The organism is Pseudomonas sp. FG35 (genome assembly GCF_057809295.1).
In genome coordinates, this window is sequence record NZ_JBMDJR010000018.1 from 1 (window position 1) to 25,196 (window position 25,196).

At 61.8% G+C, this 25,196-nt stretch carries 21 protein-coding genes and 1 pseudogene; 8 read left to right on the plus strand and 14 right to left on the minus strand.

Annotation, left to right across the window (positions count from 1 at the left end; translation table 11 throughout):
- The first annotated feature begins 440 nt into the window (after nt 1-440).
- Nucleotides 441-1,199 carry a hypothetical protein gene (locus tag ACODTD_RS25590; protein ID WP_011335462.1) on the plus strand — a complete coding sequence of 253 codons (759 nt, stop codon included), beginning with the start codon at nt 441-443 and terminating at the stop codon, nt 1,197-1,199.
- A 583-nt stretch (nt 1,200-1,782) separates the two neighbouring features.
- On the opposite strand, the gene ACODTD_RS25595 is transcribed toward ACODTD_RS25590, so the two are convergent.
- The 4 genes and pseudogenes from ACODTD_RS25595 to ACODTD_RS25610 all read right to left on the minus strand — a co-directional run bounded on the left by ACODTD_RS25595 (nt 1,783) and on the right by ACODTD_RS25610 (nt 6,212).
- Complete coding sequence (locus tag ACODTD_RS25595; RefSeq protein ID WP_371921047.1) at nt 1,783-2,664, minus strand: methyl-accepting chemotaxis protein; 882 nt, start codon at nt 2,662-2,664, stop codon at nt 1,783-1,785.
- Nucleotides 2,644-3,747 (minus strand): annotated as a pseudogene (locus ACODTD_RS25600) (HAMP domain-containing protein); the annotation flags it as partial. The pseudogene ACODTD_RS25600 and the gene ACODTD_RS25595, both read right to left, overlap by 21 nt.
- 108 nt (nt 3,748-3,855) lie before the next feature.
- A complete protein-coding gene (locus tag ACODTD_RS25605) occupies nt 3,856-5,256 on the minus strand; it encodes an aminotransferase-like domain-containing protein (protein ID WP_011335464.1) in 1,401 nt (466 codons plus the stop codon).
- A gap of 194 nt (nt 5,257-5,450) precedes the next feature.
- Nucleotides 5,451-6,212, minus strand: a complete 762-nt coding sequence (locus ACODTD_RS25610; protein ID WP_007917441.1) for an SDR family oxidoreductase — start codon at nt 6,210-6,212, stop codon at nt 5,451-5,453.
- Nucleotides 6,213-6,440: 228 nt separating this feature from the next.
- Between ACODTD_RS25610 and ACODTD_RS25615 the strand changes: the two genes are divergently transcribed.
- Nucleotides 6,441-7,445, plus strand: coding sequence for an NADP-dependent oxidoreductase (locus tag ACODTD_RS25615; RefSeq protein WP_011335465.1), 1,005 nt, complete (start codon nt 6,441-6,443; stop codon nt 7,443-7,445).
- Between the two features lie 52 nt (nt 7,446-7,497).
- Here ACODTD_RS25615 and pyrF read toward each other — a convergent pair whose 3' ends face one another.
- Nucleotides 7,498-8,196, minus strand: coding sequence for an orotidine-5'-phosphate decarboxylase (gene pyrF / locus ACODTD_RS25620; protein WP_007960372.1), 699 nt, complete (start codon nt 8,194-8,196; stop codon nt 7,498-7,500).
- A 295-nt stretch (nt 8,197-8,491) separates the two neighbouring features.
- On the opposite strand from pyrF, the gene ACODTD_RS25625 reads away from it, so the two are divergent.
- From ACODTD_RS25625 to xopAW, 3 genes are all read left to right on the plus strand, one after another.
- The gene (locus tag ACODTD_RS25625; RefSeq protein WP_039772900.1) at nt 8,492-9,241 is read left to right on the plus strand and encodes a response regulator; all 750 of its coding nucleotides are present in this window, start codon (nt 8,492-8,494) and stop codon (nt 9,239-9,241) included.
- Entirely contained in the window at nt 9,241-10,290 is a 1,050-nt protein-coding gene (locus ACODTD_RS25630) for a sensor histidine kinase (RefSeq protein ID WP_221615391.1), read from the plus strand. Before ACODTD_RS25625 ends, ACODTD_RS25630 begins: the two co-directional genes overlap by 1 nt.
- Nucleotides 10,291-10,400: 110 nt before the next feature.
- Nucleotides 10,401-11,285 carry a XopAW family type III secretion system calcium-binding effector gene (gene xopAW / locus ACODTD_RS25635; RefSeq protein ID WP_489105347.1) on the plus strand — a complete coding sequence of 295 codons (885 nt, stop codon included), beginning with the start codon at nt 10,401-10,403 and terminating at the stop codon, nt 11,283-11,285.
- 672 nt (nt 11,286-11,957) lie between these two features.
- Here xopAW and ACODTD_RS25640 read toward each other — a convergent pair.
- The 9 genes from ACODTD_RS25640 to ACODTD_RS25680 form a co-directional block, all read right to left on the minus strand.
- Nucleotides 11,958-12,998, minus strand: a complete 1,041-nt coding sequence (locus ACODTD_RS25640) for an AI-2E family transporter (protein WP_221615389.1) — start codon at nt 12,996-12,998, stop codon at nt 11,958-11,960.
- A gap of 70 nt (nt 12,999-13,068) precedes the next feature.
- Complete coding sequence (locus tag ACODTD_RS25645) at nt 13,069-13,875, minus strand: DUF4892 domain-containing protein (protein ID WP_007957816.1); 807 nt, start codon at nt 13,873-13,875, stop codon at nt 13,069-13,071.
- Between the two features lie 127 nt (nt 13,876-14,002).
- Nucleotides 14,003-14,857: an alpha/beta hydrolase gene (locus tag ACODTD_RS25650; protein ID WP_201815937.1), complete on the minus strand. Its 855-nt coding sequence runs from the start codon at nt 14,855-14,857 to the stop codon at nt 14,003-14,005.
- A complete protein-coding gene (locus tag ACODTD_RS25655) occupies nt 14,854-15,660 on the minus strand; it encodes an alpha/beta fold hydrolase (protein WP_085683559.1) in 807 nt (268 codons plus the stop codon). The genes ACODTD_RS25650 and ACODTD_RS25655 overlap by 4 nt, the downstream gene beginning before the upstream one ends.
- Before the next feature lie 118 nt (nt 15,661-15,778).
- Nucleotides 15,779-16,222 (minus strand): hotdog fold thioesterase, encoded by a 444-nt coding sequence (locus ACODTD_RS25660; RefSeq protein ID WP_007957810.1) that lies wholly within the window; start codon nt 16,220-16,222, stop codon nt 15,779-15,781.
- A 31-nt stretch (nt 16,223-16,253) separates the two neighbouring features.
- Nucleotides 16,254-17,909, minus strand: coding sequence for an AMP-binding protein (locus tag ACODTD_RS25665; protein WP_201815938.1), 1,656 nt, complete (start codon nt 17,907-17,909; stop codon nt 16,254-16,256).
- Nucleotides 17,910-17,990: 81 nt separating this feature from the next.
- The gene (gene sixA / locus ACODTD_RS25670) at nt 17,991-18,443 is read right to left on the minus strand and encodes a phosphohistidine phosphatase SixA (RefSeq protein ID WP_085655763.1); all 453 of its coding nucleotides are present in this window, start codon (nt 18,441-18,443) and stop codon (nt 17,991-17,993) included.
- On the minus strand, nt 18,440-18,787 hold the full coding sequence (locus tag ACODTD_RS25675) for a DUF4389 domain-containing protein (RefSeq protein ID WP_011335474.1): 348 nt from the start codon (nt 18,785-18,787) through the stop codon (nt 18,440-18,442). The genes sixA and ACODTD_RS25675 overlap by 4 nt, the downstream gene beginning before the upstream one ends.
- 18 nt (nt 18,788-18,805) lie before the next feature.
- Complete coding sequence (locus tag ACODTD_RS25680) at nt 18,806-19,831, minus strand: NAD(P)H-dependent glycerol-3-phosphate dehydrogenase (protein ID WP_041475401.1); 1,026 nt, start codon at nt 19,829-19,831, stop codon at nt 18,806-18,808.
- 256 nt (nt 19,832-20,087) lie between these two features.
- On the opposite strand from ACODTD_RS25680, the gene ACODTD_RS25685 reads away from it, so the two are divergent.
- Genes ACODTD_RS25685 through ACODTD_RS25695 form a run of 3 tightly spaced genes read left to right on the plus strand, consistent with a single transcriptional unit; the run spans nt 20,088 to nt 24,982 of the window.
- Entirely contained in the window at nt 20,088-22,151 is a 2,064-nt protein-coding gene (locus ACODTD_RS25685) for a TonB-dependent receptor plug domain-containing protein (RefSeq protein ID WP_236676427.1), read from the plus strand.
- The gene (locus ACODTD_RS25690) at nt 22,152-23,084 is read left to right on the plus strand and encodes an ABC transporter substrate-binding protein (RefSeq protein ID WP_201815942.1); all 933 of its coding nucleotides are present in this window, start codon (nt 22,152-22,154) and stop codon (nt 23,082-23,084) included.
- Complete coding sequence (locus tag ACODTD_RS25695) at nt 23,081-24,982, plus strand: ATP-binding protein (protein ID WP_201815943.1); 1,902 nt, start codon at nt 23,081-23,083, stop codon at nt 24,980-24,982. Before ACODTD_RS25690 ends, ACODTD_RS25695 begins: the two co-directional genes overlap by 4 nt.
- Nucleotides 24,983-25,196 lie beyond the last annotated feature (214 nt).

Consider the following 25,196-nt stretch of genomic DNA (forward strand, 5'->3'; position numbering starts at 1 on the left):
CCCTGTTACCGCCGTGAAAGGGCGGTGTCCTAGGCCACTAGACGAAGGGGACACACTACAACATTCACTCCCTGCCGCGTTTCGCTGTGTGCTTTACGCTGCAAGTGGCGCGCATTCTATGGATGGATTGAAAGGTCGTCAACCCCCAGATATAAATTTATTTAAATCAATGACTTCGACCTGCTTTACGCACCGTTTCCGGGTTTTGCGTCGCCCGACGATTGACGCCTATATTCCGACACTCGCCAAGGCGTTATAGTCCACGGCACAGGTGATGGCAATCTGCACCCCAAGGGCCAGCATTTATATAAGCCGGTTCCTGGCCGATACAGATACAGCTTCGCCGATCCAAACCCGTCGAGCGGCGCTAGGCTCCTGTATGCCAAGCCACTACACTCGCACGCGAACCCTATAAAGAGGTCTTACCGGTGACACCACTCATGATCACCCTGCTAGTCATAGCCGGGATCGCAATCTTGATCGCCATTGGCTACATGAACCATGTGGTGGAAAACACCAAACTGGAGAAGGCCCGCACCAAGGTCGAACTCAACGACCGCCTGCGCCGTTGCGGCGAACTGACCGAAACCTTCCCCGGCCAGTTCATGACCCCGGCCCTAAAGCTGCTGCTGACCCGCCTTGAGCTGAACGTCTGCCAGCGCCTGCTGAACCTGGAAAAGACCAGCGCCACCACCAAGGCCCGCATCACCGAACTCAGCGCCCTGGTCGCCCAGGGCGAATCGATCCCGGTCAACAACCCACCAGCCCCGATCCAGACCGAAGCCAAGGCCAAAGACGTCCGCTTCCTCCTCGAAGCCCTCCACGGCCAGATCACCCGCGCCGCCCAGGACGGCTTCCTGCCACCGAACGAAGCCAAACACTGGATCCGCGAAGTACGCCACATCCTCGTACTGCTGCACATCGAGTTCTTCAACAACCTAGGCCAACACGCCCTCCAGCAAAACCAACCCGGCCAGGCCCGCCTCGCCTTCGAACGCGGCGTGCAATACCTGCGCAAACAGCAAGACCCGCAAATCTACGCCGAACAACTCCAATACCTGGAAAAACTCCTGGCCCGCGCCAACGCCCAGGTCATGGACAAGATCGCCCCGGTCGAAGGCGAAGAAAACCAGCTGACCGCCGGCCTCAAAGATGTCGAGGCTGACGCGGACTGGAAGAAGAAAGTGATTTACGACTGAGTGCAGTCAGAGAGAGAAGCCACCGAGAGGTGGCTTTTTTATTGGTAGCGGGAAAGATCAAAATAAAAAGCGCCCTCACCCTAACCCTCTCCCGGAGGGAGAGGGGACTGACCGAGGTGTTTGGGAGAGGTACGCCGACGTGAGATACCGAGTCGAACTCGGTTTTTGAAACGCATGCAACTCGACTCCTGCTTTGGCTTTGGCTTTGGCTTTGGCTTTGGCTTTCACCACTCAACACGATGAGCGTTAGCTCGAGTACCGCTTTTGGCGTGCCGGCCCCATCGGAAGGCTGAGTGGAGGGATTTATCCGTGGGTGGGAGCGCAGCGACCGTGCGGCGAAGCCGCATGCATCGAGAGGAGGTGCAGCGAAGCAAACCGTAGGCGATGCCCCCGGATGAATCCCGGAACGAAGGAACCTCGAGCCTCAGCGAGAGGCCGAACGCAGGGGCCCAGACCTTTGGTTCCTTTGGGGCGTTTGCCAAAGGGACTCGCCGTAAGGGCGAAACCGCCAGCGGCAGCACCCGAAGCAACGGATATTCACCCCAAACAACCAACAACCTGGTCGGCCCAAAGGCCGCCAAGGTCAAAGCCGAAAGTGCCCCACCATCCCCCGCAACTCACTCCCCAACTGCGCCAGCTCAACACTCGAAGCCGCATTCCCCCGCATGGCAATCGAAGACTGATCCGCACTCGCCCGAATACTCGTCACACTGCGATTGATCTCCTCGGCCACCGAACTCTGCTCCTCGGCCGCCGCCGCAATCTGCTGGTTCATCTGCTGAATCAACGAAACCGCCGCCGCAATACTCCCCAACGCACTCTCGGTCTGCAACGCATCACTTACCGCCAGCTTCACCAGTTCGCCACTGCTCTGAATCTGCTGCACCGACGAATGCGCCGCCGAGCGCAAGGCGCTGACCAGCCGCTCGATCTCCTCGGTCGACTGCTGCGTGCGCCGGGCCAGCGCCCGCACTTCATCGGCGACCACCGCAAAGCCCCTGCCCTGCTCGCCCGCCCGCGCCGCTTCGATCGCCGCGTTGAGCGCCAGCAGGTTGGTCTGCTCGGCGACACTCTTGATCACACCCAGCACCGTGCCGATGTTCTGGATTTCCGCACTGAGGCTTTCGATGCTCGAACTGGCCGACGTCGCCGAATCCGCCAGTTGCTCGATCCGCGCCATGCTCTGACGCACCACCTGCTGACCGCTTTCAACCTTGCCATCGGCAGTCTGCGCCGCGAGCGCCGCCTCTTCGGCATTGCGCGCCACATCGTGAACGGTGGCGGTCATCTGGTTCATGGCCGTGGCGACCTGTTCGGTTTCCTCTTTCTGGCTGCTGACCTCAAGGTTGGTCTGTTCGGTCACCGCCGACAGCGATTGCGCCGAACTCGCCAACTGTTCGATCCCCGCCTGCAACCCGCTGACAATCGTGCTCAAACCCGCGCCCATCTGCTGCATGGCCAGCATCAACTGACCGATTTCGTCCCGCCGGGTGACCTCGATCGTTGCACTCAGATCACCGGCCGCAATCTGTTGCGCCACATGAATCACGCTGCGCAACGGCGCCACAATCAGTCGGGTGATCACCCACGCCGCGATCAGCCCGACCAGCAACGCCAGCGCCGACGAGCCAATGATCAGCACCGAATTCTTTTTCAGTTCGCCCTGCATCGCGCCGTCTTGCGCGACATAGGCCTGATCGACCCGCGCCACGACTTCATCGGCCCGCTGGTGCAACTGTTGATAGACAGTCTTTTCCTGAGCCAGCAACCCGGTGTACTCGGCAAGCTTGTCGCTGAAACCGGCAATGTGCCCGGACACTTCATTGAGCACCGTCAGGTAACCCTCGTCCTTGACCGTGGATTTGAGCTGCTCGGCCTGGGCCTGAGCTTGGGCAGCCTGCTCGATATTGCCCTGACCTGCACTGTCATCACCCTTGCGGCTTTGATCCAGACGTACCCGTGCTTCGTTCATTGCCTGCAACATCAAGCGTGAGACTTGGCTGACCTGGCCAGCCTGCTCGATGAATTGCGCCCCGTCCTTGCCTTCGCTGTCTTTCAGGGTGTACGCGCCGTCATCGGCAAGACCGGCCTGCAGCACATCGAGATTGTTGGCGACGCTGGACACCGACCAACTGGCCATTTCCAGCGCCAGGTCCTTGGCCTGGGACAACGAGACGAATTCATCAAACGCCTTGCGATAGGCAACCAGCGACTGTTCTACGTCGCTCATCACCGGCACATTCGCCGAGGATTGCGCCTTGAGCCCATTGGCCATGGCAATCAGACCGTCCACACCTTCGTGCAAGGCATCGACGGTTTTCGGGTTGCCGTGCAAGGCGTAGTCCTGCTCCAGCAGCCGCACCTTGAGCAAGCCACTGTTGAGCGATGACATCTGCTTGAGGCCGTCGAAGCGCTGACTGATGGTTTGCAGGGACCAGACGCCAATCGCCGCCACCAGTGCAGTCAGCAACAACACCAACACAAACCCGATACCCAGTTTTTTTGCCATACCGAGGTTGGCAAAACGTCCTTGCACGGCCGAAATCATTGCGCGTAGCCCCCTGCCATAGTCTGTTGCCGAAGATTCGCAACGGCCTTGAACCAGCACAAGTCTCTGGCGTCGGAATAATGGCAAAAAGCTACGCACGCGTCGTTTTCAGAACGTTCGAGGTCGATCCATGGCTGTATCGCGAAAAAACTGCCGTGCCCGTGGATCACAGGCGTAAGCCACGTTGATCCGCTGCCAGTCGCAGGCTTCGCCACTGGGACTGAACGACGTTGCGCAGGACAACTGAACACCGCAGCGTAGAGCATGCCCGCGCAAACGTGTCTCATCGGCCACTGGCGAACGTGCCCAGATGAACAGGCCGCCCGTGGGCTTGCCGAACACCTCCCAGTCAGCGTCCTCCAGCGCCTGAAGGGCAGCCACACGATCAGTGGAAAGTCGCTGACGCTGACGCTGTACCAGTTTTCGATAGGCACCACTGGCCAGCAATCCGGCCAGAACCGCCTCGCAGAACCTCGAGGTGCCCATGCAACTGATCATCTTGACCCGCGCCATACGCTCGATCAGTTTGTCACTGGCCAAGACAAAACCGACCCGTAGCGAGCTGCTCAGCGTCTTGGAAAAGCTGCCGACATAGATCACCCGCTCCCCGTCATCCAGCGCGGCCAGACGAGTACCGCTGCCATTGTGCAGATCGGCGTAGACATCATCTTCAATCACCCGCAGATCGTAGGTTCTGCTCAATTGCAAGACTTGTCGCGCCACCGCCGGCGCCAGGCAACTGCCCGTGGGATTGTGGTGATGACTGTTGATGAACAGCGCTGTCGGCCTGAACTGTTGCAGTAACGCCTCGAGCGCTTCGATGTCCGGACCGCTCGGAGTGCGGCGCACCTCCAGCATGCGAATGCCGTGCAAGCGCAAAAGTTCGAACAGCGGCGCATGTCCGGGCGTTTCGACCACCACGCAATCGCCGGCCTTGAACAGGGTCCGCATGATCAGGTCCAGAGCGTGGCTGGCACCGGCAGTCGTCAGCACCTGTTCATCGAGGGCCTTGATATCCAGCAATCCGAGACGCTTGGCAATCTGCTCCCGCAACGCCGGAAGACCGAGGGGGTCGTTGTAGTTGAACAGGCTGGCCATATCGGCGCGCGCCACCTGTCGGATCGCATAACTCAGATCATCCGGCTCACGCCAACTCTCCGGCAGGACACCAGCGCCCAGCTTCAATCCGCCGCGCCAGGGCGATTGCGTAACGCGACCGTGCTGCTCGTCGCCTGCCTCGGAGCCATTACTCCCCCGGCAATAATCCGGCAACAACGCCGCCACCATGAATCCCGAGCCCTGGCGCGACGCCAGAATTCCCTGCGCCACCAGACGCTCGCAAGCCTCCATGACGCAGGACTGGCTGAGCAGATTGCGTCGAGCGATCTGTCGTACGGAGGGCAGCCGCGTCGTCGGCGGCACCTGTTCCTGCACGATCCACTCGGTCAACCCGTCAACAATCTGCTGTACAACCGGCACCATCGCCTGTCGGTCAATTCTCAATTCCATGAGCACGCAAACTCCCGTCCGTTTTGCTGGCGGCAGTAAATCACAGCCGCTCCGTTCGGGCTGTGCGACAAAACCGTCAAAAGCCTCCGTTCTAACCATTTGAAACACATTGTTTAGCGGATTCACAAAACCGCTCCCGAGGCGAAAAAAAACCCGCCGATGAGCGGGTCCTTTTTGTACCAGCCGACGCCACCTTAGAAGGCAGTCACGCCACCATCCACCGCCAGCGAATGGCCGGTGGTAAACGCCGCACCATCACTGCACAGGTACAGCACGGCGCTGGCAATTTCCTCGACCTTGCCGATACGGCCGACCGGGTGCATCGCGTTGGCAAATTCGCCTTTCTTCGGATCCGCTTCATAGGCGCGACGGAACATGTCGGTATCGATCACCGCCGGGCATACGGCGTTGACGCGGATTTTCTTCTTGGCGTATTCGATGGCGGCGGACTTGGTCAGACCGATTACCGCGTGCTTGGAGGCGGCATAGATGCTCATCTTCGGCGCAGCGCCCAATCCAGCCACCGATGCAGTGTTGACGATCGCCCCGCCGCCCTGAGCCAGCAGCAACGGCAGCTGGTACTTCATGCACAGCCACACGCCCTTGACGTTGACGCCCATGATCGCGTCGAACTCATCCATCGAGCCTTCGGCCAGTTTGCCCTTCTCGATTTCGATCCCGGCATTGTTGAAGGCATAGTCGAGACGGCCGTAGGTATTGATCACCTCGTCCATCAGATTCTTCACTTCGCTTTCGACGGTCACGTTGCAGCGCACGAAGGTCGCTTCGCCGCCGGCTGTACGAATCAGCGCCACGGTGCCCTCGCCCCCGGCCGCATCCAGATCGGCCACCACCACTTTCAGACCTTCGGCGGCGAACGCCTGGGCCGTCGCGCGGCCGATGCCGTTGGCCGCGCCGGTGACGACGGCTACCTGACCGGAAAACGTCATGCTCATTGTTATGTCCTCGAATGCGGGGGGATTGATGAAGGCAGCATAGCCACAGGGGCCTGAGTGACGTCAGCACTATCAAAAGGCCGGTTAGGCTTGCATGAATCGCAGTGATGAAACCCATGGATCGACTATCACCGTACTGGATCGGCCTGCATTCGCCCCGTGAGCCAACCTTGCGGCATCGCTCATGAAGGTCTATCAACAAGGCTTCATTCAACTCGAGTGCCAGTCATGACCAACCAGACCAATCGTCAGTTCCTGCTCGCCAAACGCCCGGCGGGCGCCGCCACCCGCGAGACCTTCACCTATCAGGAACTCCCGGTCGGCGAGCCGGCGGCGGGGCAGATTCTGGTCAAGAACGAATACCTGTCCCTCGATCCGGCCATGCGCGGCTGGATGAACGAAGGCAAATCCTACATTCCGCCGGTGGGTCTGGGCGAAGTCATGCGCGCACTGGGCGTGGGTAAAGTCGTCGCGTCAAACAATCCGGGGTTTGCCGTCGGCGACTACGTCAACGGTGCCATTGGCGTGCAGGATTATTTCCTCGGCGAGCCAAAAGGTTTCTACAAGGTCGATCCGAAACTGGCACCGCTACCGGTTTATCTGTCCGCACTGGGCATGACCGGCATGACCGCCTACTTCGCCCTGCTCGATGTCGGCGCACCGAAGGCCGGCGATACCGTGGTGTTATCTGGTGCAGCGGGCGCGGTCGGCAGCATTGCCGGGCAGATTGCCAAAATCAAAGGCTGTCGGGTGATCGGGATCGCCGGTGGCGCGGACAAGTGCAAGTTCCTGGTCGATGAACTGGGCTTCGACGGCGCCATCGACTACAAAAGCGAAGACGTGCTCGCCGGTCTCAAACGCGAATGCCCGAAAGGCGTGGACGTGTATTTCGACAACGTCGGCGGCGACATCCTCGACGCGGTGCTGAGCCGCCTGAACTTCAAGGCGCGCGTGGTGATCTGCGGCGCGATCAGCCAGTACAACAACAAGGAAGCCGTCAAAGGTCCGGCCAACTACCTGTCGCTGCTGGTCAACCGCGCGCGGATGGAAGGCTTCGTGGTGATGGATTACGCCGCGCAGTACGCCAGCGCCGCCCAGGAAATGGCCGGCTGGATGGCCAAGGGTCAGCTCAAGAGCAAGGAAGACATCGTCGAAGGCCTGGAAACATTCCCGGAAACCCTGGGCAAACTGTTCAGCGGCGAGAACTTCGGCAAACTGGTATTGAAAGTCTGAAAACAGTGAAGGGAGCCATCGGGCTCCCTTCTTTGATGCTTCAGCTGTTCGCTCAGGCCAGTTCGGCAACCACCGAGGCCAGGGCCTTGGCCGGATCCGCCGCCTGACTGATCGGACGGCCGATCACCAGATAGTCGGAGCCGGCATCCAGCGCCTGACGCGGAGTCAGGATGCGACGCTGGTCGTCCTGCGCACTGCCCGCCGGACGGATCCCCGGGGTCACCAGTTGCAGCGACGGGTGCGCGGTTTTCAGCGCGGTGGCTTCCAGCGCCGAGCACACCAGACCGTCCATCCCGGCCTTCTCGGCCAGTGCCGCCAGACGCAGCACCTGCTCCTGCGGCTCGATGTCCAGACCGATACCTGCCAGATCCTCACGCTCCATGCTGGTCAGCACGGTCACGCCAATCAGCAACGGCTGCGGGCCGCTGCGCTTGTCCAGCTCTTCACGGCAGGCCGCCATCATGCGCAGGCCGCCGGAGCAGTGAACGTTGACCATCCACACGCCCATCTCGGCCGCAGCCTTGACCGCCATCGCCGTGGTGTTGGGAATGTCGTGGAATTTCAGGTCGAGGAATACTTCAAAACCCTTGTCACGCAGGGTGCCGACGATTTCCGCGGCGCAACTGGTGAACAGTTCCTTGCCCACTTTGACCCGGCACAGCTTCGGGTCCAACTGGTCGGCCAGCTTCAGTGCGGCGTCACGGGTAGGGAAATCCAGGGCGACGATGATAGGAGTCTGGCAGGCGGACATGGGTGGGCTCTCAGGCAAGTCGAAATCGGCGCGCATTGTAGCGGAACCGGCGGCGGCGCGGCACCCGATGATCGGTAAATCGTCGCGCCAACCGTGATCAGCATAGCCTTGCAGGGTATTGTGTCGAACCCGATACACAACCGACACGCCGACAACATGCGCCCGCGCTAGCCTCGCCAGCCGCAACAAGTCCTTACAGCAGCCCTTCCCGCCTCACGGCCGGACGCCTATGCTGAAACCACAACCTCGCAGCCTATCTTTGTGGTTGGCGGCCTACTGGCAGATGAACAGCCTCATGCACAACTCCCAAGCCTCCGTGAACGACGAGCAGAAAGACGACAAGCGCTGGAGCATCCGCGCGCTGATCGTCGACGATGACGTGCCGATCCGCGAACTGATGATCGACTACCTGGCCCGCTTCAACATTCACGCCAGCGGCGTCACCGACGGCGCGGCGATGCGCCAGGCGATGCAGGCCGAACATTTCGACGTGGTGGTGCTCGACCTGATGCTGCCCGGCGAGGACGGTCTGTCGCTGTGCCGCTGGCTACGGGCAGAGTCCGACATCCCGATCCTGATGCTCACCGCCCGTTGCGAACCCACCGACCGGATCATCGGCCTGGAACTGGGCGCCGATGACTACATGGCCAAACCGTTCGAACCACGGGAACTGGTGGCGCGGATCCAGACGATTCTGCGTCGGGTGCGCGACGACCGCAGCGAACAGCGTGCGAACATTCGCTTCGACAACTGGCGCCTGAACAGCGTCCTGCGCCAGCTCATCGCTGACGATGGCCTGGTGGTGCCGCTGTCCAATGCCGAATTCCGCCTGCTCTGGGTGTTCATCGAACGTCCGCGCCGGGTGCTCAGCCGCGAACAGTTGCTGGACGCCGCCCGTGGCCGCTCGATCGAAGCCTTCGACCGTAGCATCGACCTGTTGGTCTCGCGTCTGCGGCAAAAACTCGGCGACGACCCGAAAGCCCCGCAACTGATCAAGACCGTACGGGGTGAAGGCTACCTGTTCGACGCCCGGGACATCGGCTGATGCGGGCGCGCTTCGACACGCTGTTCGGCCGCCTGTTTGGCATGCTGTTGGTGGCGATCGTCCTGGCGCACCTGCTAGCCTTTGCCTGGTTCCGCCTCTACGGCCCGCCACCCCCGCCACCGCCGCCGGAGTTCTCGCAAAACCTCGACGGTCAACAGCCGGCTCAGGATCCACGCTACCCGCCCCGTCCACCGCGCCCCTGGTTCGGCGGGCCGATCGTGCCGCTGACCTTCCAGTTCATCTCGCTGATCATCGCCGCCTGGTACGGCGCCAAGCTGCTGACCCGGCCGATCCAGCGCCTGAGCGATGCCGCCGAGCGCCTGAGCGAAGACCTCGACAGCCCGCCGCTGGACGAAACCGGCCCCCGGGAAGCCCGGCAGGCCGCACACACGTTCAACCTGATGCAACACCGCATCCGCGAACAGGTGCAGCAGCGGGCACGAATGCTCGGCGCCGTCTCCCACGACCTGCGCACCCCGCTGTCGCGGCTGAAACTGCGCCTGGAAAACATCAACGACGACAAGCTGCAAGGCCAGATGCGCCAGGATCTGGACGACATGATCGGCATGCTCGACGCCACCCTCACCTACCTGCACGAACAGCGCACCAGCGAAGCCTTGCAATTGATGGACGTGCAGGCGCTGGTCGAATCACTGTGCGAAAACGCCCAGGATCAAGGCGCCGACGTTCAGGTCAGCGGCCACTGCGCACCCTTGCAAGTGCAACCGATGGCACTGCGCTCATGCATCAACAACCTGATGGACAACGCCCTGCGCTACGCCGGCCAAGCGCACATCGAACTGCAAGACCAACGCGAACAACTGCTGATCCGCGTCATCGACCACGGCCCGGGCATCGCGGCAGACAAGCGCGAAGCCGTATTCGAGCCGTTCTTCCGCCTCGAAGGCTCACGCAACCGCAACTCCGGCGGCGTCGGTCTGGGCATGACCATCGCCCGGGAAGCGGCGCAACGTCAGGGCGGACAACTGACCCTGGCAGAAACACCCGGCGGCGGCCTGACCGCCGTGATCCAACTGCCTCGCCGCTGAGCCCGACTGTGTACCAGCCGGTACAAACCTCACATACCCACGACACCTTGCACCTTGAGGCTGCATAAGCCGGTACACCCACCGGTTTTCCAGTCCAAGGAGTGAGCCCGATGATCGGTAGCGTCAGCAACTACACGAGCTATACCAGCAGCACCTCCACCCAAAACGCCCGCAGCCAGCAACTGCAAAAGGAACTGTTCGCCAAGCTCGACAGCAACGGCGACGGCGCCGTGGACCAGGACGAACTGGGCAGTGCCCTGTCACAAAAGTCCAATGACGGCCTGCTGGTCAGCCTGAGCAAACAATTCGGCGATCTGGACAGCGACGCCAGCGGCAGCCTCAGCGCGGAAGAAATGACCGCCATGGCCCCACCTCCACCGCCCCCAGGCGACCAGGCCCCCAACACCGAACTCGCCGACGCCCTGATCAGCGCCCTGGACGCCGACGGCGACGGCGCCATCAGCAGCGACGAACTGAGCAACGGCCTGACCAGCGCCGGCAGCACCGCCGACAGCAGCAAAATCTTCTCGGCCCTGGACAAAAACGAAGACGGCGTCGTCAGCCAGGACGAACTCGCCGCCAGCCTCACCCCACCGCCCCCGCCCCCTCAAGCCACCAGCGACGAACTGTTCAGCCAGCTCGATGCCGACGGCGACGGCGACGGCGACGGCGACGGCGACGGCGACGGCGACGGCGACGGCAGCGTCACCGAGTTGAACAGTGCGTTGCAAGCCAGCGACAGCACCTCATCGAACAACACCGACAACGCCGCCGCCCTGCTCAAAGTGCTGGACAGCGACAGCAGCGCAGGCGTCAGCAGCGACGAACTGAAAGCTGCACTGCATGCAGGTCGCGAACGCCCGGATGACGAACAGACCGCCAGCAATACTCAAACCACTACCGAGGCGCTGAACCGGATGATTGCCAATCTGAGCAAGCAGTACTCGCTCGAAAACACTGCGTCGGTGGGCAAGTATTTGAATGTCGCGACTTGAGATTGGGTGAGGATTTGAGGGACGACTGAGGTTGGACGGGGTAAGTGGTTTGCTTTGACTTGGCGGTGTGTCAACAAAGCGCCCTCACCCTAACCCTCTCCCGGAGGGAGAGGGGACTGACCGAGGTGTTTGGGAGAAGTACGCCGACGTGAAATACCGAGGTGAACTCGGGTTTTGAAACACATAAGTTCACTAATGCCCCCGCCCCCCGCGCCTGCTCCTGCTCCTGCTCCTGCTCCTGCTCCTGCTCCTGCTCCTGCATCGACATTGGCACCAGCACCAGAATCTGCTTTCGCTTTGGCTTCCCACCACTCAACACAATGAGCGTTAGCTCGAGTACCGCTTTTGACGTACCGGCCCCGTTGGAAGGCTGAGTGGAGGGATTTATCCGGGGGTGGGAGCGCAGCGACCGTGCGGCGCAGCCGCATGCATCGAGAGGAGGTGCAGCGAAGCAAACCGTAGGCGATGCCCCCGGATGAATCCCGGAGCGAAGGAACCCCGAGCCTCAGCGAGGGGCCGAACATTGGGGCAAGCCCTTTTGGTTCCTTTTGGGGCGTTTGCCAAAAGGGACTCGCTGTAAAAGCGAAACCGCCAGCGGCAACACCCGAAGAAACGGATATTCACCCAATCCCAAAGAGCCTGGTCGGCCCAAAGGCCGCCAAGTCCAAAGCCTCAAACCCGAGCCTGACTCTTACTCCAATCCGTCAACAAACTATAAGCAACCGCCAAAAGCGTAGGCCCAATAAACAACCCGATAAACCCAAACGCAATCAGCCCCCCAAACACCCCAAGCAACACAATCACCAACGGCAGATTCCCGCCCCGGCTGATCAGATACGGCTTGAGCACGTTATCCACGCCACTGATGATGAACGTCCCCCAGATCCCGAGAAACACCGCCATCCCGTACTCGCCCTTCCAGGCCAGCCACGCCGTGGCCGGAATCCACACCAGTGGCGGTCCCATCGGAATCAGACTGAGCAGGAACGTCACGATCCCCAGCACCAGCGCCCCCGGTACCCCGGCAATCAGGAAACCGATCAGCGCCAGCACCGCTTGCGCCGCCGCTGTACCGATCACCCCGTTGACCACCCGCTGCACCGTACCGGCCACCAGATCGATGTAGTAACCAGCCCGATCACCGATCAGGCGTTCCAGCAGACTGTGCACGAACGCCGCCAGTCGCGGCCCGTCACGGTAGAAAAAGAACACGAAGACAATGCTCAGGGTCAGCTCGAGAATCCCGCTGCCGATCTGCGCACTGCGCGCCAGCAACCAGTTGCCGACCTGCCCCAGATAAGGTTTTACAGTCACCATCAGGGCCGCACCCTGCTGATCGATGCTGTTCCAGATCCCGACAAGACGCTCACCCACCAACGGCACGCCGCCCAGCCAGCTCGGCGCCTCAGGCAATCCGTCGACCTGCACATCCTTGATGAACGCCGTGGCATCGCGCACGTGATCGGCCAGATTGAACCCCAGCCAAACCAGCGGCCCCGCCACCAGCAGCATCCAGCCCATGGTCAGCAACAGCGCCGCGAGGGATTCCCGGTCATTGAGCCAGCGGGTCAGCAAGCGCATCAGCGGCCAACTGGCAAACGCCAGCACCGCGCCCCAGAACAGCGCCGACCAGAACGGCGCCATCACCCAGAAACTGGCACCAAACAGCACCAGCAACAGGATCTGCACCAGCAGACGATCATTATTGGGCATGTAAAATCTCGAAAAAAATCAATCAGGCAAAGAGTAGGCGAACACGTCGAGCGTGTCCGCCAAAAACACCTTATCGCAACAGATCGATGCGCAGACCTTCGCCGTCGACACTGCCGGTTTCCATTCGCGCGGCGCGCACGCCCTGCCCGATCAGCGCCTGCCGCCAGGCCTCGGCCTTGGGCCCGGACACTGTCACCCGCAACGTGGTGTCGAGGTTCAGACCACGGGACAGCAAGCGCAGCCAGGTGTCATCCGGATCGCCGGCGAGCTTCGGAAAGTCCAGTTCGCCGGTGCTTTTCAGCTCCCGCAGCAGCGTGGCCGAGGTCGGCAGCAGGTCACCGAGCGGTGCCAGCGCCTCGAACTGTTCGACGTGCAGATAGGCTTTGCGATTGCCCCGGGTGATGCTGTACAGCGCCACCAGCGTGTTGTCGCGCGGGGCCGCGAGCCTCAGCAGCAGATAGGCCTGCTGCTCGTCGGCACCGTACAGCTTGGCATTACCGAACACCTCATTGGCCCACAGGCTGCTCTCGCCGCAATCCCGGGCCTGGCACCAGAACAACAGCTGGGCATCCTGTTTTTGCAGGGCTTCGCGAGCGAGGGTGAAGGCTTCGGTGGCGGAATGTTCCGGCGGCAATTCGTAGGTCACCGAGGTGGTTTGCCCCCGAGCGCTGACCTGGCCGTCGAAACGCAACTGGCCGCTGATCTTGCGGATCGAGCCGAGCGGGTAGATCCGCTCCAGCTCCACGGCGGGGCGATAGTCGACGATCTGCGCATCGGCCACACGCGGCACGATCGGCAGGTCCTGACTGCCCGGCAGGTCGGCAGCGAATAGAAAGGGACTGAAACAGCACAGCGCCAGCAGACTGATAGATCGCATGGACAGGCTCATCGCAGGGGCATGGCCTGGGTGCCTTGAGGGCAGTTCGAAGTCGCAGCGGTGTAGAAATCCATCTTGGTTGTCTCCCATTTCAACCTGCCCAGCCTCGACAGTTGCCGGGAGCAAGTCAAGGAATGGCGAAGAACCGATTGAAACAGTCTGCGACAAGGCCGGCCCCGGCCTCATCGTTCAGGTGCAGATGGTGCCCGCCCGGCAGCTGTTCCCGGTCAAAGGGTAGACGCTCCAGCAGCTCCGAATGTCTGGCCAGCATGCCGTCAGCTGCGACCACCAATTGCGCAGGGCAGGCAATGCGCTGGACGAAAGCCATCGCCTGTTCCTGGGTCAGACGCAGCGGCGACGGCAGGGTCAGGCGGTTGTCGGTGCGCCAGGTGTAACCGCCGGGCACCGGCATCAGTCCGCGTTGCGCCAGCAGTTCGGCGGCTTCGCGACTGACCGCCACCAGCCCTTTCATCCGCGCCTCGATGGCCCGGTCGAGAGTGTTGTAGACCGGTTTGCGCTTTTCCCGAAGATCGAGCTGCGCCTGTAGTGCCATTCCCATACGCTCGGCGGCGTTCTCGCCTTTGTCGGTAGGAGGAATTACCCCGTCGATCAACGCCAGATGGGTGATGCGTTCGGGCAACGAGCCAGCCAGCACCAGCGAAACAATGGCGCCCATGGAGTGCCCGAGCAGGCCGAAACGTTTCCAGCCGAGTTGCTCGGCGACCTGCAGCACGTCATGGGCGTAGTCCCACAGCGCGTAACCGGCGCCGTTAGGCCGATGCCCGGAGTGCCCGTGACCGGCCATGTCCAGCGCCACGATGCGCAAGCCTTTGAGCTTCGGCGCCAAGCGCGCGAAGCTGTTGGCGTTATCCAGCCAGCCGTGCAGGGCGATCACCGGCAACCCGTCTTCCGGGCCGAACAGGTGCGCCGCCAGTTCGATATGCGGCAGGCTCAGGCGCACTTCTTCGACGGCGGGGTTCATGCGCAATCCTTGTCTTGCCGGCGCTCCCAGCGATCGAACAGGTTTTTCAGTAGTTGTGCGGTGTCCTGCGGACGCTCAAGCGGAAACATGTGCCCGCCGGGCACGGTCAGCGACTCGCCCTGAGGCAGGCGTCCGACAAATCGGGTGTGGTGGTTCATCACCACGCGGCTCTTGTGTCCACGTACCACCGCCAGCGGCACTTTCAATTGCCGGGTATGCGCAGGACTGGTGTGCGGCACGCCGCGATAGATGCTGATCTCGGTTGCAGGATCGAAGCGCAGGCGCAGTTTGTCGCCGACCTTGTGCAGACCGTGCTGCAGGTAGGCATCGAAACATTCCGGATCAAAGCTGCGAAACAACGTCTTGCCGGCAAAATAACCACGGGCACTGTCCAGATCGGCAAACTCTTCGCGCCGCCCCAGCGTGCGGCCGGCCGGGGTCAGTTTGTCGATGAAACCAAAGCGCTTGGCGGCACGGATCACCCATTGATCGGTGCGGGTCAGCACCGGCGAGTCGAGCATCACCACGCCCCGATACAGTTCAGGGCAACGCAGTGCGGCGTGCAAATGCAGCATGCCGCCGAAGGAATGGCCGACACCCCACACCGGTTCATCTTGCTGTTGCAGATGATGGATGAGTTCGTCGACCAGGTGGTACCAGTTGTCACCCGCCGGGAAACGCGGGTCATGGGCGTGTTGTTCCAGATGCGCGACCCGGTACTCGGGCGCCAGCGCCGCGAACAGTTTGCCGTAGGTACCCGAAGGGAAACCGTTGGCGTGGGCGAAGAAGATCGGTTGCGACATACCGGCAAATCCATGAGCGAAAAACAGGCGTTGATTGTCCGTAAGACCGCGTCCCACAGCAATGACCGTAACTGCCAGGAATGATGACAGTCCGGTCAGGGCTATGACGCTCGCGCCATCAACGCGCCGGCGGTTGTTCTCCCAGCGGCACCACCGCCATGGTCAGGCGCGACACACAACTGGCCTTGCCTTCATCGCTGGTCAGGCGAATGTCCCAGACGTGGGTGGTACGGCCGATGTGGATCGGTTTGGCCACCGCCGTGACCCGTCCGCTGCGCAGGCCGCGCAAGTGGTTGGCGTTGATTTCCAGGCCCACGCAATAGAACTTGCTGGCGTCGATGCACAGGTAACTGGCCATCGAGCCGACCGTCTCGGCCAGCACCACCGAGGCGCCGCCGTGCAGCAGGCCGTAAGGCTGGTGGGTGCGATGGTCAATGACCATGCTGGCCGTCAGCGATTCCTCGTCGAAGGACTCGAAGCGAATGTCCAGCACTTCGCCGATGGTGTTTTTCTGGATTGCGTTCAGCTGCTCGATGTTCGGAGTGGTGCGCCACAAGGTCATCGCAGGCTTCCTTTGTTGTTTTGATCGACGCTCAATCCTGCCACAGCACCGCCTCGCTGCGCTCGCTCCATTCTTCGAAGCGTGCTCCGTAGGTGTCTTCGATGATGTTGCGTTTGATTTTCAGGGTCGGCGTGAGGAAGCCGTTCTCCACCGCCCAGCTGTCCTTGACCACCACCAGCCGGCGCAAACGCTCGTGTTTGTCGAGCACGGCGTTGACCTCCTCCAGCAGTTTTTCCAGGCTCGAATGCAGCGGCGCGCGGGGCTCTTCCCGGCCCACGGCGGAAAGAACGCACAACCCCAGCGGTGCACTCAGGCCATCACCGACCACACAGACCTGTTCGATCCGCGAATGCACCGCCAGCCGGTTTTCGATCGGCGCCGGGGCGACGTATTTGCCCTTGCTGGTCTTGAAGATTTCCTTGAGCCGCCCGGTCAGGCGCAAGCGCCCTTCGGCGTCCTGCTCGCCCTTGTCGCCAGTGCGCAGGAAGCCGTCTTCAGTGAGAGTTTCGGCGGTTTTCTGCGGTTCCTTGAAATAGCCGAGCATGTTCGCCTGGCTGCGCACCTGCACTTCGCCGGACTCGTCGATCCGCACTTTGACGTCGGGACACGGCCGGCCAATCCAGCCTTCCTTGTATTGCCCCGGCAGGCAGATGTGCGAATAACCGCAGCTTTCGGTCATGCCGTAGACCTCCAGCACGTCGAGCCCGAGTTTCTGATACCAGCGCAACAGGGTCAGCGGCACCGGCGCCGCGCCAGACAGCGCTACGCGCAAGGCATCCAGCCCCAATCCGGCCAGCACCTTGTGGCCGATCCGTTTGCCGATGAAGGGCAAACCGAGGAGGAAATCCAGACGTTTTGCCGGAATCTTGCTGTAGACCCCCATCTGGAACTTGGTCCAGATCCGCGGCACACCGAACATCGCCGTCGGCCGCGCCCGCTTGAGATCGGCAAGGAAGGTGTCGAGGCTCTCGGCGAAAAACACCGTTTGCCCGGTATAGATCGACGCCAGCTCGACGAACATCCGTTCGGCGACATGACACAGCGGCAAATACGACAGCAGCCGGTCGTTCTCATTGAGGCCGAACAGCTGCGTACCGCGCGTCGTCGCGAATCCGAGATTGGCGAAGCTGTGCATCACGCCCTTGGGCAGGCCGGTGGTGCCGGAGGTGTAAATAATCGTCGCCAGTTGCTCGGCGGCGGGACGTGGATCGTCCTGGATCGGCGAGCTGCGTTGCAGGTCATCCCAGTTGAAATCGAATGTGCCCGGTGGATGCAGCGGCAGGCTGACGGTGGTCAGGCCGGCCGGTACACCCGGCGACATGCCCGGCCAGTCATCGAGTTTGCCGATGAACGCCAGCACGCTTTCCGAGTGGGTCAGCACCTGATTCACCGATTCGGCGGTGAGGTTCGGATAGAGCGGCACCGAAACGTGCCCGGCCATCCAGATCGCCAGATCGGCGATGATCCAGTGCGCGCAGTTTTTCGAGATCAGGGCGATGTGGCTGCCTTGCGGCAATTCCCGGGATCGCAGCCAGTGCGCCGCGCAGCGAGCCTGATGGCCGACGTCGGCCCAGGTCAGTGTCTCGACCTGCCCGCCGCCGATCGGCTGCACCAGAAAACGCTGACGCGGGTGCCGGGCCTCGCGTTCGTAAAACACGTCCAGCGGCAAACGGAAGGCGGAAGACATTCGACTCGCTCCTGTTTTTTGGTCTGGAGCAAGCGTAGTCAACCAAGCAAGTGCTTGGTTGACTATTTCGTACAAAAAATTTCAGGGATGTTTAAGGCTGTTTAGCGTCATCGAACCGATCAGCAACTCGCTATGTTCGAGCTCGGCCAGCCCGGCGGTGCTGACCTTTTCCGGTGGGTAGCCCGCGCCGTGTTGCAGGTAGCTGAGCAAGTTTCCAACCAGCGGATTGTGACTGACCAACAGGACATTGCTCACCGACACCAGTTGTTCAGCAACGCGGTCCGGGTCAACTTCCGGGGTCAGCCACTCGACCGTGCGGATCTCAGGCTCGAATCCAAGGGCTTCGCGCACCAGTTGCGCCGTCTGCTGCGCCCGCAAGTACGGGCTGGCGTAGATGGCGGTCAGCGGCTGGCCGATCAAGCGGGCCGCGCTGCTCAACACTTCCTGGCGACCGTGGGCGGTCAGCTCCCGCTCGGAATCTGGGCGCGAGCCGTAGGGCTCGGCCTCACCGTGACGCAATACCCAGAGTTTCATAGCTTGGGTTCCTCATCCCGAACCGGATGCGGTGCCGGCGCGACGACGTGTGGCGCCTCACCTTCCGGTGTACGCGGCGCCGGCCAGTCGGCGAACGGCCAAGGTTTCTGGTCGCTGTGGAAACTGCCGAAACGACCGATCTGTGCCAGAAACTGGCTCAGGCTGTCGCCGAAATTCATCAGGCTGGCGCTCGGGGCGCCATAGATCAAACGATAGATCAACTGCACCAGCACCACCGCGCCGAGGATGAACTGCGCCACCTGCCAGACCAGGATGTAAACAATCATCCACAACACCCGCAGGAGGATGGATTCATATTTGGCTTCGGTTTTCGGATCGTTCATGGCCTGCTCCCTGCTGAATCAGTTGAAACCACTGGTGGAAATAAAGTCGACATCGGTTTTCGGTTCGGCACGCATCAGCAGACCGATCACCTGCTCAAGCGTGCGCCCTTCGAACAGGATTGCATGCAGTCCGGCGACCAGCGGCATGTACACGCCGACCTCCTGGGCCTTGGCCTTGAGCACTTTCAGGGTGTTGACCCCTTCGGCCACTTCACCCAGGCGCGACACCGCTTCGTCGAGGCTCAAGCCCTGACCGAGGGCGAAACCGACCTGGTAGTTGCGGCTTTTCGGCGACGAGCAAGTGACGATCAGGTCGCCGACACCGGCCAGACCGAGGAAGGTCATCGGGTTGGCGCCCTGATTCACCGCAAACCGGGTCATTTCGGCCAGGGCGCGGGTGATCAGCATGCTCTTGGTGTTCTCGCCCATTTCCAGCGCCACCGCCATGCCGGCGATGATCGCGTAGACGTTTTTCAGTGCGCCGCCCAGCTCCACGCCGAAACGGTCGGCGCTGGCGTAGACGCGGAAAGTGCGGCCATGCAATGCGGCCTGCACGGCTTTGCAGAGTTCTTCATCTTCGCTGGCAACCACGGTGGCAGTCAGCGCGTGCTCGGCGATTTCCCGCGCGAGGTTCGGCCCGGACAGCACGCCGATGCGCGCCTGCGGGGCGATTTCTTCGAGAATCTGGCTCATCAGTTTGAAGGTCTGCGCTTCGATGCCTTTGGTCAGGCTGACCAGCATCTTGCCGCTCAGGCGTTCGGCATGCGCCGCCAGCACTGTGCGCAGTGCGCTGGACGGCAACGCGACGAAACACAACTCGCAGGCGTCGAGGGTTTCCTGCAGGTCGGTGACCGCGGTCACGCCGGGCAGAATCTTGATGCCTTTGAGGTAACGCGGGTTTTCGCGATTGACCCGGATAGCCTCGGCCTGTTCCGGGTCACGCATCCACTGCCGGACTTGATGGCCGTTCTCGGCCAACAGATTGGCCACGGCGGTACCGAAACTTCCGCCTCCCAGGACCGCAATCGGGCGCTGTTCAGTCATATGTAATCCGTTAATCCATACCAGTGGCGATGCCGGCATTATACGGAGCGTCCCCTTCTCGGACAGCCCCGGCGTCAATTACCCGCACTTGTAGGAAGAAGACCAATAAAACCGAGGAAAATGCCTGCAACGTGACTGGAAAAGTCGTCGACCTCGGTTAACATGCGCGCCAATTCTTTGCTATCAAGGCAGCGTCGTGTTTTCTGGCCCCCCTTCCCCGCGTTCGTCCCTGCTGCTGGCGCTGCTGTTCAGCCCAATGCTGCTGGCGGACGACCTGTTTGTCGACAGTGAGGCCTTGCCGCAGATCCTGACCGCCACGCGGCTGAAACAGTCGCCGGCGGAAGTCCCCGGCAGCATGACCGTGCTCGACAGCGAACTGATCAGCGCCAGTGGCGCCCGGGACATCAGTGAACTGCTGCGGCTGGTGCCGGGGATGATGGTCGGCAATATCAGCGGCAATCAGGCCGTGGTGAATTATCACGGAACCAACGCCACTGAAGCCCGACGCATGCAGGTGCTGATCGACGGCCGTTCGGTGTACCGCGCCGGTCTGGCGACCGTGGACTGGAGCGACATCCCGGTGGCCATGGAAGACATCGAGCGCATCGAAGTCTTTCGCGGCCCGAACACCGTCAGCTACGGCGCCAACGCGCTGATGGCAGTGGTTAACATCATCACCCGTAACCCGGCGGACAGCCACGGCACGCGGCTGAAGCTGACGCGCGGCCAACGCGGCATCAACGACTTCTACGCCAGTCAGAGTACCGGCTGGAATGGCGGCGATCTGCGTCTGTCGCTGTCCGGCCAGAAAGACGACGGCTTTGACAGCGACCGCACCGGCGCCGATTACCGCGACAACCGCCGCTTGAACCGCTTCAGCCTCGCGGTCAGCCAGACCCTGAGCGACAACCAGAGCCTGGACTGGCAGATCAACGCCAAGGACGGGACCAATCAGCGGCCTTACACCTACCGACCGGTGTTCTCCGGGATTACCGCTGCCGGGAACAATTCCGACGTGGTTGCCAAGGACTATGCCGGTTCGGTGCGCTGGAATCTGGACCTCAATCCCGATCACAGCCTTTATGTGCAAGGTTCTGCGCAACACTGGGATCGCCAGCAAACCTGGCGCGCCTGTGACGCCGAAGTGTCGTTCAGCCCGCAATTGACGGAGCTGTGGCAACTCAACCCGAACTACACCGAGCGCTTGGCGCGCAACATGACGCTGTTCACCGGCCCCGGCGCACCCGCCGGTACACCGCAGGAAATGGCCCTGGCCAATCAAGTGCTGGACCAATGGCGCAACGGCGCTCGCCAGACCCTGTGCGGCGACATCGACCAGAGTGCCCGGGAATCGCGCTACGACCTGGAATTGCAGGACACCCTCAGCCTGTCCGATAGCCTGCGTCTGGTCAGCGGCCTGAACTATCGTTACGACCGGGCCGATTCCGAGACCTATTTCAACGGCACGCTCGATGACACCACGTGGCGCGCCTTTGGCCAACTGGAGTGGCGCGCCAGCGAACACTGGTTGTTACAGGGCGGCGCCATGTTCGAAGACACGCAATTGATCGGCAGCTCACTGACGCCCCGGTTTGCGATCAACTACCTGTTCAACCCGCGCCACAGCCTGCGAGCGGTGTACTCGGAAGCCATCCGTTCGCCGGACATGTTCGAGAACAACGTCAACTGGAGTTATCAGGTGACCAACCTGCGGCCCGCCGCCTATGGCCAGTCTTCGGCCCGCTACTTCGTCAAGACCCGGGGCCCCGGCGATCTGGACCAGGAGCACATGCGCTCGCGGGAACTGGGCTACAACGGCTATTTCCCGGAGTGGGGCCTGGCGCTGGATGTGAAGCTGTTCTACGACGAAATCACCGGGATGATCAGCGAGCCGCTGCGCAACAATCAGTACATCGCCAGCAACGCCAACGACTCGCGCTTTCGCGGCACCGAAACGCAACTGGACTGGCGCCTGAGTGCGGCCGACCGCTTACGCCTGACCTACGCCTTCGTCGACGCCGAGGCGAGCAACCCGCTGGATCAGCAATTCACCGCACGCAACAGCGGTTCGGCGGGCTGGCTGCGCGATTGGGGCCACGGCTGGAACAGCGCCCTCTTCTACTACGGTGACAACGCGCTCAACGGTTACCGCTTCGAGCGGGTCGACACGCGGATCGCCAAACGCATCGCCCTGGGCAAGGCCCAGCTGCAACTGGCCGGCGTGCTGCAACAACGCCTCGACCATGAGCCGACCACGTTCGTCGACAACAATTACGACGAACGCCGCGTGGTGTATTTCAGCGCCGAGCTGGAGTTCTAGATGCGTTACGCCATGTCACGGAAGATGCCAACGCTCGGCCAATGGCTGGCCGGGCTGTGTCTGTTCCTGACGGCGTGGCTGCATGGCGTGGCGGTGCAGGCGGCCGACATTCTGCTGACTGGCGCCGAAGAAAGCCCCGGCGTGCAGTCCTTCGTCCAGGCCCTGAGCGAACTGCGCCCGACCGACCGCGTGCATTTCCAGCCGCTGGCCAGCCTGCCGGCGCCGGGCAAGTTGCCGTCGAGCCTGCGCCTGATCCTGCTGGATCTGCCGAGCCTCGACTGGCGCATGCAGGAAAGCCAGGGCCCGGCGACGTTGGTGCTGCGCATCAGCCGCCTGCAGGCCCGGCAACGCTTCGGCGACGCGCAACCACCCCACTTGAGCCTGCTGTGGGCCGATCCGCCGCTGAGTCGTCAGCTGCAACTGATCAGCCGGATTCTGCCCCAGGCTGGACGAGTGGGCGTGCTGTTCGATCAGCACAGCGAGTTCCTGCTCAAGGAGCTGCAATCGGCCGCCCAGCCGCTGAAGCTGCAAATCGTCCCACAGCGCTGGGACAACACCCACGACAGCCGTCCCTTGCAGACAGTGCTGAAAAACAGCGACGTGTTGCTGGGCCTCGACGACCCTGACCTGTACAACCCGAAAACCGCGAAGAACCTGTTGCTCAGCAGTTACTCTCGGCAACTGGCGCTGGTCGGGCCGAATGTCGCTTTCGTTCGCGCCGGCAGCCTGGCCAGTACCTACAGCGATCAGAACGACTGGCTGGCCGTCCTCGACGAGTTGCTGGACCGGCCACCGGCCACCTGGCCGCGCACGCTCTATCCCGGGCGTTTTAAAGTCTCAAGTAATGCGCAGGTGGCTCGTTCCTTAGGGATAGAACCGATCAATGAAGCGTCTGTCGCCGCAGAGCTGGCCGAAGGAGAGCGCCGCCCATGATTTTCCGCCGTTGGGACATCAACACCCGCACCCAGTTGATCAGCCTGGGCCCTGCGCTGTTGCTGACCTTGCTGCTGATCAGCTTTTTCACCTTTGTGCGCATTCAGGATTTGCGTCAGGAGCTGAACCACACCGGCCAACTGATCGCCAACCAGCTCGCACCGGCCACCGAGTACGGGGTGATTTCCGGCAACAACGAAGTGCTGGAAAGCCTGCTCAAGGCCACGCTGGCCACGCCGAACGTGCGGTTTCTGGAAGTGCAGGACAGCGCCAATCGGATTCTCTCTTACGTCGAACAGCCGGCGGATGCGCACAATCGTCCGCATCAGGTCGAAGTGTTCCAGGCGCCGGTGCGGCTGCAACGCATCGCCTTGCACAACGATTTCTTTCAGGACGGCAAGAGCAGCCCCGGCGTGGCCAGCGAGGACTATCTGGGACGGGTGATCGTCGGTCTGTCGAATGACGCGTTCAGTCAGCGCCAACAGGAAATTTTGCTCAAGGCCGGGATTCTCGCGTTGTTCGCCCTGCTCTTCACGTTCGTCCTGGCGCGGCGGCTGGCCGGCAGTCTGTCGCAGCCGATTCGCGACATCGGCAATGCGGTCAAGGCGATTCAGGACGGCGATTACAAGACCCCACTGCCGATTGTAGACGACACCGAACTGGGCGCCCTGTCCCAGCACATCAACAACCTGGCCCAGGCGCTGGAACAGGCCAGCCGCGAGCAGCATCAGGCGATGGCGCAACTGATCCAGACCCGCGAAGAGGCCGAGAAAGCCAACAACGCGAAATCGGATTTCCTGGCGATGATGAGCCATGAACTGCGCACCCCGATGAACGGTGTGCTGGGCATGCTGCAATTGCTCGAAACCACCGACATGACTGAGGAGCAGGTCGAGTACGCGGCGCTGGCTTCCGAGTCCACCGAGCATTTGCTCAAGGTGATCAACGACATTCTGGATTTCTCGCGCATCGAGCGTTCGGAACTGGAGCTGGAGCACATTCCGTTCAACCTCGCCGAAGTGATCGGCGCCTGCGCCCAGTCGTTCCAGCACAGCGCGGCGCAACGCGGGTTGGCCCTGCAGCTGCGAATCCCCGAAGACTTGCGCGACTTGCAGGTCCAGGGCGATCCGACGCGGATCCGGCAGATTCTGGTCAACCTGGTCGGCAATGCCTTGAAGTTCACCGAACAGGGACGCGTCAGCATCGAGGCGCAGTGGCAGTCGCTGGATCACGAGTTGCTGTGGTTCACCTGTGCGGTGCGTGACAGTGGCATCGGTATTTCGCCGGAGAGCCTGGAGCTGATGTTCAACGCGTTCCAGCAGGCTGACAGTTCGATTTCCCGTCGTTATGGCGGCACCGGCCTGGGCCTGCCGATTGCCCGCACGCTCGCCGAACGGATGGGCGGCACCTTGCGCGCCCAGAGTGAAGAAGGTCGCGGCTCGGTGTTCACCCTGGAAATACCACTGGCCCTATATAAGCAGGCGCTGCCCGCGCTTGCCGCACCGCGCACATTGAACGGTGCAAGTCACGGCGAAGGCCGAAATGTGCTGCTGGTCGAGGACAACCCGGTCAACCAGACGGTGATCGAAGCGATGCTGCGCAGCCTGGGCTTTACCGTCAGCGTCGCCACCGATGGCGTGCAGGCGGTGCGCAGTGCCGGGGACAACCGTTTCGAAGCGATTCTGATGGATTGCCGCTTGCCGCTGATCGACGGTTACGAAGCGACCCGGCGGATCCGGCAGCTGCCCGGCTGCGGCCAGGTGCCGATCATCGCCCTGACCGCCAATGCTTTACAGGGCGACCGGGAAAACTGCCTCGCGGCGGGCATGAACGATTACCTGGCCAAGCCATTCAAACGCAATGATCTGCAGCAGATTCTGCAGCGATGGGTGCAGTAACAGGGCCCTTTCGAGCATCTGCGACTGGCGTGAAAAGCGAAAGTGCGGCAGTCTTAGGCACCCGAACGAGCCTCAAAAGGGGCTTGATTAAAAATTTCAGTGCACAAGTGTACATTCATGTCCTTGGTGCTGTGACTTTCACCACAACGCAATAGTCTATGAGTAGGCTGCCGGTTCGAGGCATGAACGCGTCGATCGGCCGGGAAGATTTGCC